This window comes from Herminiimonas sp. CN (genome assembly GCF_000622895.1).
Classification (GTDB): domain Bacteria; phylum Pseudomonadota; class Gammaproteobacteria; order Burkholderiales; family Burkholderiaceae_D; genus AVCC01.
Genome location: NZ_AVCC01000102.1, coordinates 1 through 10,238, shown reverse-complemented (window position 1 = coordinate 10,238; position 10,238 = coordinate 1). Strand labels below are relative to the sequence as shown.

At 56.5% G+C, this 10,238-nt stretch carries 11 protein-coding genes; 9 read left to right on the top strand and 2 right to left on the bottom strand.

Features of this window, described 5'->3' with window-relative positions; all coding sequences use genetic code 11:
- The first annotated feature begins 398 nt into the window (after positions 1-398).
- The 5 genes from HMCN_RS0115780 (at position 399) to HMCN_RS0115765 (ending at position 3,424) form a co-directional block, all read left to right on the top strand.
- On the top strand, positions 399-713 hold the full coding sequence (locus tag HMCN_RS0115780; protein WP_025918286.1) for a hypothetical protein: 315 nt from the start codon (positions 399-401) through the stop codon (positions 711-713).
- A 171-nt stretch (positions 714-884) separates the two neighbouring features.
- Positions 885-1,121, top strand: a complete 237-nt coding sequence (locus HMCN_RS19480) for a hypothetical protein (RefSeq protein WP_155837604.1) — start codon at positions 885-887, stop codon at positions 1,119-1,121.
- 167 nt (positions 1,122-1,288) lie between these two features.
- Complete coding sequence (locus tag HMCN_RS0115775) at positions 1,289-1,594, top strand: hypothetical protein (protein WP_025918285.1); 306 nt, start codon at positions 1,289-1,291, stop codon at positions 1,592-1,594.
- A gap of 57 nt (positions 1,595-1,651) precedes the next feature.
- A complete protein-coding gene (locus HMCN_RS0115770) occupies positions 1,652-1,936 on the top strand; it encodes a hypothetical protein (RefSeq protein ID WP_025918284.1) in 285 nt (94 codons plus the stop codon).
- A gap of 243 nt (positions 1,937-2,179) precedes the next feature.
- A complete protein-coding gene (locus HMCN_RS0115765) occupies positions 2,180-3,424 on the top strand; it encodes a nitronate monooxygenase (RefSeq protein WP_025918283.1) in 1,245 nt (414 codons plus the stop codon).
- A gap of 66 nt (positions 3,425-3,490) precedes the next feature.
- Here HMCN_RS0115765 and corA read toward each other — a convergent pair whose 3' ends face one another.
- Complete coding sequence (gene corA, locus HMCN_RS0115760; protein ID WP_025918282.1) at positions 3,491-4,459, bottom strand: magnesium/cobalt transporter CorA; 969 nt, start codon at positions 4,457-4,459, stop codon at positions 3,491-3,493.
- Between the two features lie 333 nt (positions 4,460-4,792).
- Between corA and HMCN_RS0115755 the strand changes: the two genes are divergently transcribed.
- A complete protein-coding gene (locus tag HMCN_RS0115755) occupies positions 4,793-6,346 on the top strand; it encodes a methyl-accepting chemotaxis protein (protein WP_035627579.1) in 1,554 nt (517 codons plus the stop codon).
- A 29-nt stretch (positions 6,347-6,375) separates the two neighbouring features.
- Here HMCN_RS0115755 and HMCN_RS0115750 read toward each other — a convergent pair whose 3' ends face one another.
- The gene (locus HMCN_RS0115750; protein WP_025918280.1) at positions 6,376-6,600 is read right to left on the bottom strand and encodes a hypothetical protein; all 225 of its coding nucleotides are present in this window, start codon (positions 6,598-6,600) and stop codon (positions 6,376-6,378) included.
- A gap of 275 nt (positions 6,601-6,875) precedes the next feature.
- Here HMCN_RS0115750 and HMCN_RS0115745 point away from each other — a divergent pair, with 275 nt between their 5' ends.
- The 3 genes from HMCN_RS0115745 (at position 6,876) to HMCN_RS0115735 (ending at position 10,112) form a co-directional block, all read left to right on the top strand.
- On the top strand, positions 6,876-7,601 hold the full coding sequence (locus tag HMCN_RS0115745) for a class I SAM-dependent methyltransferase (protein ID WP_202962679.1): 726 nt from the start codon (positions 6,876-6,878) through the stop codon (positions 7,599-7,601).
- Positions 7,602-7,890: 289 nt separating this feature from the next.
- Positions 7,891-9,270: an ATP-dependent RNA helicase DbpA gene (gene dbpA / locus HMCN_RS0115740; RefSeq protein ID WP_025918278.1), complete on the top strand. Its 1,380-nt coding sequence runs from the start codon at positions 7,891-7,893 to the stop codon at positions 9,268-9,270.
- Between the two features lie 71 nt (positions 9,271-9,341).
- Positions 9,342-10,112, top strand: a complete 771-nt coding sequence (locus HMCN_RS0115735) for a ParA family protein (protein WP_025918277.1) — start codon at positions 9,342-9,344, stop codon at positions 10,110-10,112.
- The last annotated feature ends 126 nt before the right edge of the window (positions 10,113-10,238 follow it).

Here is a 10,238-nt window from a genome sequence, read left to right as displayed (position 1 = left end):
ACGGTTAAAGTAAAAATAGCCACACATCATCTGCACGTACCGCCGACCCGAAATGCATACATAGGCGTGTTGTTTTTATATGCACATTAAAAACATGCGAGAATCCGCATGCTCAAGGCCATACCCCCAACAAAAAAATTTTATCGAAGTTCACGTTTTGCGCAGCAATCGTTCGCCGCACATTGAGCGGTATCAATTGATGCCTAAGCCTGCAAGCGCACACTGAACTCTTGTCATTGCGAGACGAATATGTGGGATATCCCGGATGCCATGCGCTGCAATCTCGTTGCCGCAGACAGCCTTCCGGGTCCGATCCTATGGCAAAGACGTACGATGCATTTCCGGCGTCCACTGCTCCACTGCACCAGCGAGAATTTCCATCTTTCAGGAGAAATACCATGATTGAAGTAATTCATAGCTACGATCTGTTGCCCGACGTCGATCAACAAGCGTACGCCGCCTGGGCCAAAAATGCGATTACCATTGCATCACAACAAAAGGGTCTCGTTGAGCTGCGCGCCAACCGAAACCTGCTCGGTTCGCCCCAGGCGCGAACGGTCAGCGTGTGGCAATCGATAAGCGACTGGGCCCAGTTCAACGAGGGGCCGTGGGCGCCGCTGGAGCATGATTTACGAAAATTGGCGACCAATTTCAAGGTTGAAGTGTGGGGCCCATCGCCCCTCATGCCAAAAGCGCTGCATCCGGAAAAATAGCGAGGCCGGGCTGCCAAGCCCACAGCGAAACGCAAAGATACGCGGCAAGACCGGTTCGCGTCGTCTCTTGCTTTTCGCTAGCGCTACCCCATTTCTTCCTGCCCCCTGGGTCGGGAGAAAATATTAGGGGGTAAACAGCATCGTGGCACGCAGAAAACCTGGCGCCGCGCAATGACGCTGATCGTGCCGGTAGTGCTGTTGATGTGCGGGGTCGTGCTATGTTATGGCTGCCGCAATATCGTGTGCGGCAGCCAATTTCGCGCCCTTTTCCATGCCATTATGCGAAGATCCTGCACAAAAATACGGTGGCCGATAGCCCTGTCTGCATCTCAAGTCTCAATCGCCCCGCATTGCATGGGCGTGATCGAACTTCAGCGCGATCGCAGCGCGGCAGAATTTTTACAGTAGCGACAGAGGCGTTTTTTGCACACTCCGCGACCCTGCAGCATCAATCCCTGCCCTGTTTAGCGGGCTCAAAGAATATTCATGCGTTGATCCGCGTGATTGGCAGGAGTCTGTGCCGCCGATCATTCCGTGGCCTAAAATGGGATTGTCTTCCCCGCAGGAGCCATATCATGACGATTACTGCGCAGCAACTGATAGCGCTTATCCAGGAAGTCGAACGGGAAGACCCGATCGACTTCGCCGACCTGCCGTTTGAAGAGACGGCACTGCGCACGCTGGTGGCCGACCATTTATGCGAGATGGCGGCGGCAATGGACAGTTTTAGCGACGAAGACCGTAACCTGGCCCTGCTGGCGGTGGCTGCCAAACTGGTGCTGGAAAACCTGGTGCTCCATGTGCAACTGCTGCGCCAGCATGGGGTGCCGATGAGCGACAGCGCCGATGCCTTATTGCAGCGACTGCGCAAGCAGGAATGATACCGGCCTTTCAAGAGTAAAATGACGGACTAACTATTTACCGCGGAATACTTGCAGATGGATGATCAAGCAGCAAAAGAAAAATTTTGGGACGAATGGCAGCGCGAAGCCTTAGCTGCCGGCGTTGCCGCGCCTCTGGCAGGACTGGGGCGCGAGGTGTTGCGCGCGCACCGGCAAAACCGCTGGAGCAAGGATTTCCTGGGGGTAGAAGAGGATGCTCCGCACATGTTGACGATGTGCCTGGAAGATCCAAACGCAACCGAACTGTTTTTTATCGAGAACCTGTACCCGTACGACACCGCGCTAATCAGCACCACGCGCGCCAAACTGGGACTGAAATAAGCCACTGACGCCAATCCGGCATCGGACTCGACGCCGCCTGTCTTCAGTTCCGCTTTCACCGAAAACTTGCCGTTCCAAAACAGCGGTAATTTCACGCAGCAGGAATGACAAAATGCAATACCGCACGGCTTTATGCGCCGGCACTGATAAACTACCGGGCGCGCCATTTTTGGGCAGAAATTGCTAAACGCTGTACCGAATGCAAAAAAGCCTGTGAACAAAACAAGTATTCCAAGGATTATGATGAAACGTGTTGATGACTTCCGACTGAAATTTGGTAAAAAAGAACTGGTGCCTATCATTGTCGGCGGCATGGGTGTGGACATTTCAACCGCCGCGCTGGCGCTGGAAGCGGCGCGCTTGGGCGGTATCGGCCATATTTCGGATGCGATGATCAATGAAGTTTCCGATCGGCGCTTCGACACCAGCTTCGTCAAGGATAAAACCCGGCTATACAAGTACAACATCAATAATTCGGACAAGACCGACATTCATTTTGACCTCGGCCACGTCGCCGAAGCCACCAAGCTGCATGTCGGCAATACCATGCAAGCCAAGCGCGGCGATGGCGAAATCTGGGTCAATTGCATGGAAAAACTGACCATGAACGCCCCGCGCGAGACGCTGCGCGTGCGCCTGGTATCGGCGCTGGATGCCGGGATCGACGGCATTACGCTCAGTGCCGGCCTGCATCTGGGTTCGTTCGGGCTGATCGAGGATCATCCGCGCTTTCGCGACGCCAAGCTGGGCATCATCGTGTCGTCGGTGCGCGCGCTGCAGATTTTCCTGCGCAAGAACGCGAAGCTGAATCGCTTGCCGGATTACGTGGTGGTCGAAGGCCCGCTGGCCGGCGGCCACCTCGGTTTCGGCATGGACTGGGCCAAATACGATCTGGCGACGATCATGGCCGAGATTGCGCAATACCTGAAGACCGAACAACTGGATATCCCGCTGATCGCCGCCGGCGGCATTTTTACCGGCAGCGACGCGGTCTCCTTCCTCGACAACGGTGCGGCGGCAGTGCAGGTGGCGACCCGCTTTACGGTAGCCAACGAATGCGGCCTGCCGGCCAAGGTCCAGCAGGAATATTTCAAGGCCAGCGAGGAAGACATCATCGTCAACACGATCTCGCCGACCGGCTATCCGATGCGCATGCTCAAGAACACGCCTGCCATCGGCTCCGGCATCCGCCCGAATTGCGAATCCTACGGTTATCTGCTCGACGGCAACGGCAACTGCGCCTACATCACCGCCTACAACCGCGAAGTGGAAGCGCATCCGAACGCCAAGACCATTGCGGTCATGGACAAGACCTGCCTGTGCACCCACATGCGCAACTACAACTGCTGGACTTGCGGCCATTACACCTATCGACTGAAGGACACTACGCGCCGCCTGCCGGACGGAAGTTATCAGAGACTCAGTGCGGAACACATCTTCCGCGACTACCAGTACAGCGTCGACAATAAAATCGCCTTGCCGGAGTAGCCCGACCAGGCATTTGCCCTGCCGCCCGAGCACGATCGGGCGGCAGCGGTTGCGGCCGAAAAATCATTACAGCCAGCCCGATTTCCTGAACCGGTGGTACAGGTAGCCGCAGACCGAACACATGATCAGGATGGCAACCGGATAGCCGTATTTCCACTCCAGTTCCGGCATCGACTTGAAATTCATGCCCCAGATGCCGGCAAACGCGGTGGCGATGGCAAAGATCGCGGCCCAGGCCGCCAGGCGCTTGTTGACTTCGCTTTCATCGATGGCGACCAGCGACAGGTTGACCTGAATCGCGGTGCCAATGGTGTCGCGGATAGTATCGATCGAGGTATTGATGCGGTACAGGTGATCGTACACATCGCGGAAGTATTCCTGCGTGTTGACGCACAGCGCCGGCACCCGGCCGCCATGCAGCTTTCCGATCGCTTCCATCAATGGCGTGACCGCATGCCTGAGCAGCATCACCTTGTGCTTCAATTGGTACAGGCGTTCAATATTGGTACGCTCCGAGCCCTTGGCAAATATCTGTTCCTCGATCGTTTCCAGCTCCGACTCCAGCCCTTCGATCAAGGGAAAATAGCGGTCAACCACCGCATCCATCAACGCGTACAGCACAAAGGCCGGACCCTGCCTGAGTAACTGCGGTTCGCGTTCGCAGCGCGCACGCACCCCCAGAAAACCCTGCTGGCTGCGGTTGCGCACCGATAACACGTAATTCTCGCCGACGAAGATGGCAACCTCGCCGACGTTCAACTCTTTTCCATCGTTCAATTCCACCACATGCGCCACCGCAAACAGCGAATCGCCATACTCTTCGATTTTCGGCCGCTGCTGGCCCCGCATGGCATCTTCGACCGCCAATTCGTGCAAACCGAATTCATGCTGCATCAGAGCCAGTTCCGCCGGTTCGGCGTCGCGCAGCGCAACCCAGACAAAACAATCGGAACGCTGAACGTAATCGCTAATTGCTTCGACCGGAATATCGCACAATTTTTTGCCTTCCTGGTAGACAACGCAATTGATCAGCACAGGTGGACCTCTCCGAAAAAGTGATTTTGACCGGAAATTGTAATCGATTACGACATGCAATTCGTGCGATGCAAGATCGAGGCGGGCATGCCCGCCGCCGCCTCTTGCCGGTGTAAGCCCTATGTAATCTAACCGGCGCACGATCGATCGATCGAAAAGAATGCCGACTGCAGGCATAAATATTGCGTAGATACGGTGGGTGTTTTTCCGGCCATATCCAGCAAGCAATCCGGCAAGCACAAGCTGATTTCATCAGGATTGCCTGAACAAGCATCGTGCTGGATCAATAATATCCAAAGCGGGCCCGAAATCTTTGGACAAGGAGACAAGATTATGCAACACAAATTACTTCGCCCCTTATTTCTCGGCATTCTGGTGGTGGCGGCAAGCGCTGCGCTGGCGGCTTTGGGTAACTGGCTGATTGGGGCCGCAATTGGCCCGGTGTCATTGGCCGCACTGGCAACTGCCGGCGGCCTGCTGGTTTTGCTTCTTACAGGCAACACCAATAATGCCAGCGAAGCCCGGCTCGCCGACCTGATCAGCCATGAACTCGATTACATCATGATCGGTTCGGCCGAGACCTCCTACTTTGTCGATTCGGTAAAGAAAAAGATCGATCTGGATGTGCGCACCACCGAGGACATTGCCGTCAGTTCTGCGCACAATGCCAGCATGACCAAGCAAATCGCAGCCAATGCAGAACAGGCATCGAAAGTCGCCACCGAGGTATGCAGTCAAAGCATGGCCGGGCGCGCCGAGGTCGATCAGGGCCTGATCCAGATTAACAATGCCCATCTGGATGCGCAGGCGGCACTGGCGACGATGACGGCACTGCAGGAAAAATCACGCCGGATTCACGGCATCACCGAAGTCATCAGCGAAATCGCGGCCCGTACCAATTTGCTGGCATTGAATGCGGCAATCGAAGCCGCCCGCGCCGGCGAACACGGCCGTGGCTTTGCGGTGGTGGCAGGCGAAGTCCGGCAATTGGCGCAGCGCACCAAAGAAGCCACCGACGATATCGGTGCGATGGTGCGCGAGATCAATGATCAAGCCGAACGTGCCGCTACCGGAATGCAGGCGCTGACCGTCAAGGTAACCGAAGCCGCACACAACGTCGGCCGGGTGCACACGTTCCTGAGCGACATTGAACGCGCCTCAGGGGAATCCCAGACCGAGATCCGGCAAATTGCCGCTGCCTCCCGCAACCACGTTCAGACCACCCAGTCAATTGCGGATGGAATTTCGCTCATCCGCGATGGCCTGCTGGCCACCGAAGCCGAATTACCACTGGCCGCCAGCGCCGCGATGGCGCTTACGGAACGGGCCGAAGCGATGTTCAGCGCCACCACAGAATTCAACGCGGTGACCTCGCATGACGCCAACCATGCGGCGGCCGAAGCGGGCGCAAAAGCCGTTGGAAAATTATTTACTGACGCGATTACCGACGGCAGGATCAGCCGGGAAGCCCTGTTCGACCGCAGCTATACGCCAATCCCGAACACCAACCCACCCAAGCACTCGACCAAATTCGATGCATTTACCGACCGCGTGCTGCCTGAACTGCAGGAGAAAATACTAGCCGACATACCGCAACTCACCTACGCCGGCGCAGTCGACGATAACGGCTACTTCCCGACCCACAACAAGAAATTCTCCAGGCCGCTGACCGGAAACTACGAAACCGATCTGGTGAACAATCGTACCAAACGCATTTTCAATGACCGCACCGGCAGCCGCTGCGGCGCCAACACCAAGCCATTTTTGCTGCAGACCTACAAGCGCGACACCGGCGAAGTCATGCACGATTTGTCGGTGCCGATTTATGTAGCCGGAAAACACTGGGGAGCATTCCGTATCGGCTATCACTCCAGCGCTTCGGCTTAGCCGTACGCGGCCCGTATCCGGAGCCCGGGTTACTTCCGAAACGATTGCGGATTGGACTTGTTGCGCTGCTCATAGATCGTTTTTGCATCCTGGACTGCGCGTTCCTGGGTGCGCAATGCCGGGTCCTCGTCATGCAGCGTAAAGAAATTTCCCGCTTGTGTGCGCACCACGTACTTGATCGCAGCGGCATCGCTCAGATCGTACATTTCAGTCATCAGCGTGGTCACTTCGTCCAGATATTCTTCATACGTCATTCGTCAGCTCCATCGGTTACAAGTAGATCAGGTGCGTATTTTGCCCTATTTCCCACGCTTGCAAGATCGCACACCGGCAATCTTATAACGCTGCCAACAGCCATGCGCGTTGCAGTGGTGCCAGTGCAAAAAGGAATCGAGGAACGCATTGGAAAAGACCTGATCAATGCTATCAACAAGGAATCCGTTACACTAGGCAGGCTGCAAATAAAGATACGAAGGGCAAGCTGTATCCGACAACTTGGTATTGTGCAAGTACCGGATGCGATATTTCTATGATGAGAACATCCACCATGCGCATCACGATTCCCGACATCAACCAGGTCTGCGAAGAACACCGGTTATATACAGACCTGATTCCCGACCAGGCCCATATCCTTGAACTGGGCTGCGGCAAAGCGGAGAAAACCCGCGCCATCGCCAAGGATGACAGGGTCGCATATCTGCTGGCGCTCGAAACCGATGAAATCCAGCATACGATCAATCTGACCCACACCGATCTGCCCAAGGTGCAGTTTGCGTTAGGCGGCGCCGAAGCCGTTCCGGCTGCCAACGCCAGTTTCGATATCGTGATGATGTTCAAATCCTTGCATCATGTGCCAATGGAAAAGCTCGACCTGGCCATGGCAGAAATCCACCGCGTACTGAAACCGGGCGGATTGGCCTATATTTCGGAGCCGATTTTTGCCGGCGAATTTAACGAAATATTGCGATTATTCCATGACGAAAGCATCGTGCGGCAAGCGGCATTCGCTGCCGTCGAGGGTGCGGTCGCCAGCGGCCTGTTTGACCTGGTTGAGCAAAAATTCTTCTTAGCGCCGGTATGCTATCGCGACTTTGCGCAGTTCGATGAGAATGTCCTCAAGGTAACCCACACCCGGCATCAATTAACGACGGAGCTCCTGGCGGAAGTCCGCAATAAATTCGATGCCCGCATGACTGCGGACGGCGCAACATTTCTCGCGCCGATCCGCATCGACCTGCTGCGCAAAGCGGCCTGATGCGCTATAGATCCGGAACGAATAAAGTTAGAATCGGATCCCCTCACTTGCAGTGCGCGTATCCGCTTGCAAGCGGATACCGTGACGCAGGCGGATGGCATGCCATCCGAAATCCCTGCGCCACCCCCAACCCCAGAGGGAGAGAGTCAGAACGGGGCGCGATGACGTCCAGACTTCGTCGTGCCGCATCAATAAGACCGTTGCGCGTTTTGCTGCGGTCCAATGGCGCAAGCCGCACCATCTGTTAGACTGCCCTCCCTCTCATTGTCCTCCGGCGCGCGCACTCATGATGGAATCCACTTCCTTTTCCAGTTTGGCCTTGTCGCCGGCGCTGCTCTCGAACCTCGACAGCCTCGGTTATCACACGATGACGACGATTCAGGCCCACAGCCTGCCGTTGATACTGCAGCAGCGCGACCTGATTGCGCAGGCCAAGACCGGTAGCGGCAAGACCGCCGCCTTCGGCATCGGCATTCTGGCCAAGCTGAACCAGAGCTATTTCGCGATCCAGGCGCTGGTGCTGTGTCCGACCCGCGAACTGGCTGATCAGGTCGCCAACGAGCTGCGCCGGCTGGCGCGCTTTGCCGACAATATCAAGGTGCTGACGCTGTGCGGCGGCGCGCCGATGCGCCCGCAAATGGCCTCGCTCGAGCATGGCGCGCATATCGTGGTCGGCACCCCGGGACGCATCCGCGACCATATCTCGCGCGGCAGCATCAAGCTGGGTACCGTGCAAACGCTGGTGCTGGACGAAGCCGACCGCATGACCGACATGGGCTTCTATGAAGAAATAGCCGGCATCGTCAGCGCCTGCCCGACACGCCGCCAGACGCTGCTGTTTTCGGCCACCTACCCGGACGATATCCGCAAAGCGAGTGCGGAATTCCTGCGCCAGCCGGCCGAGGTCAAGGTCGAGACGCAGCATGACGACAGCCAGATCGAGCAACGCTTTTACGAGGTCGGCTACGACGACCGCAACGCTGCGGTAGCGCGCCTGCTGCACCATTTCCGGCCGGTATCGACGCTGGCGTTCTGCAACACCAAGATCCATTGCCGCGAACTGGCGGCCGAATTGCGCGAACAGGGCTTCTCGGCGCTGGCCTTGTATGGCGAACTGGAACAGCGCGAGCGCGATGAAATCCTGCTGCAATTCGCCAACCGGAGCTGCTCGGTGCTGGTGGCCACCGATGTCGCCGCGCGCGGACTGGATATCCAGACGCTGGGCGCGGTGATCAATGTCGACGTTTCGAAAGACACCGAAGTCCACATCCACCGCATCGGCCGCACCGGCCGCGGCCAGGACTCAGGCCTGGCACTGAGTCTGTGTGCGCCGAACGAAAAGAAATGGGTCAAGCTGATCGAGCAATACCAGAATGCGCCGGTGCGCTGGTTCGATCTGGCCGCGCTGGATGCGGCGCAAGGCGAACTGGTCGCACCGATGGTCACGCTATGCATTATGGGCGGCAAGAAAGACAAGCTGCGCCCAGGCGATCTGCTGGGCGCGCTGTGCGGCGAGGTCGGCCTGACCAAAGACCAGGTTGGTAAGATCAACGTGTCTGAATTCATGACCTATGTGGCGCTGGACCGGGAAATTGCCGACAAGGCGCTGGCCAAACTGTCCAGCGGCAACATCAAGGGGCGCCAATTCAAGATGCGGTTTATTTCTTGATCAGGCAGGTTGCTGCGGTGCAGCAACCTGCTAAAATCCTTGCCAGATCAATTACATCGACGGGATGCAGCATGAAACGTGTCATCTTCAATCAAAAAGGCGGCGTCGGCAAATCGACCATTGCCGTCAATCTGGCCGCGATTGCCGCGCATCAGGGCAAGAAGACGCTGCTAATCGACATGGACCCGCAGTGCAATTCCAGCCGGTATCTGCTGGGCGAATCGGCCAAGGAAGTGGCGCCGACCCTGGCCGACTACTTCGAACAGACGCTCAACTTCATCATCTATCCGAAGCCGGCCAGCCACTACGTGCATCCCACCCGCTTCGAGAACCTGTCGGTAATTGCCTCGCATCCGGACATCGGCGAACTGCAGTCGAAGCTGGAATCGCGCCACAAGATATACAAGCTGCGCGATGCATTGAAGGAGCTGGCGCAGGATTACGACGAAATCATTCTCGACACGCCGCCCGCCTACAATTTCTTCACGCAATCGGCACTGATCGCGGCCGATTGCTGCCTGATCCCGTTCGACTGCGACGATTTCTCGCGCCAGGCGCTGTACACATTGATGAACAATGTCGGCGAGATCAAGGCCGACCACAACCCGGCGCTGGAAATCGAGGGCATCGTGGTCAACCAGTTCCAGCCGCGCGCCAGCCTGCCGCAACGGATGGTCAACGAATTGAAAGCCGAGGGCTTGCCGGTGCTCGATAGCAAGCTCTCCAGTTCCATCAGGATTCGCGAATCGCACGAACAATGCCTGCCGATGATCCATTTGGATGCGCGCCATAAGCTGAGCCAGGAATTTCTGGCGCTGTATCAGGAGTTGCAATCCGCATAGTTTTCCATAGTTTCCATACAATCCTGTGTATATTTCAATATCGCAATAAATATATGCGAAATAACCATTTTTTTGGTCATACTCATTGCTTTTTTTAATTCACTGATCGGCTTCGGCCCATAAAAA

Bases quoted from the DNA above. Each gene is read 5' to 3' on its own strand.
- dbpA (WP_025918278.1), top strand. From the start codon at position 7,891: ATGGAATCCACTTCCTTTTCCAGTTTGGCCTTGTCGCCGGCGCTGCTC.
- HMCN_RS0115770 (WP_025918284.1), top strand. From the start codon at position 1,652: ATGGATGATCAAGCAGCAAAAGAAAAATTTTGGGACGAATGGCAGCGC.
- HMCN_RS0115745 (WP_202962679.1), top strand. From the start codon at position 6,876: ATGATGAGAACATCCACCATGCGCATCACGATTCCCGACATCAACCAG.
- HMCN_RS0115755 (WP_035627579.1), top strand. From the start codon at position 4,793: ATGCAACACAAATTACTTCGCCCCTTATTTCTCGGCATTCTGGTGGTG.
- HMCN_RS19480 (WP_155837604.1), top strand. From the start codon at position 885: ATGACGCTGATCGTGCCGGTAGTGCTGTTGATGTGCGGGGTCGTGCTA.
- HMCN_RS0115780 (WP_025918286.1), top strand. From the start codon at position 399: ATGATTGAAGTAATTCATAGCTACGATCTGTTGCCCGACGTCGATCAA.
- HMCN_RS0115765 (WP_025918283.1), top strand. From the start codon at position 2,180: ATGAAACGTGTTGATGACTTCCGACTGAAATTTGGTAAAAAAGAACTG.
- HMCN_RS0115750 (WP_025918280.1), bottom strand. From the start codon at position 6,600: ATGACGTATGAAGAATATCTGGACGAAGTGACCACGCTGATGACTGAA.
- HMCN_RS0115775 (WP_025918285.1), top strand. From the start codon at position 1,289: ATGACGATTACTGCGCAGCAACTGATAGCGCTTATCCAGGAAGTCGAA.
- HMCN_RS0115735 (WP_025918277.1), top strand. From the start codon at position 9,342: ATGAAACGTGTCATCTTCAATCAAAAAGGCGGCGTCGGCAAATCGACC.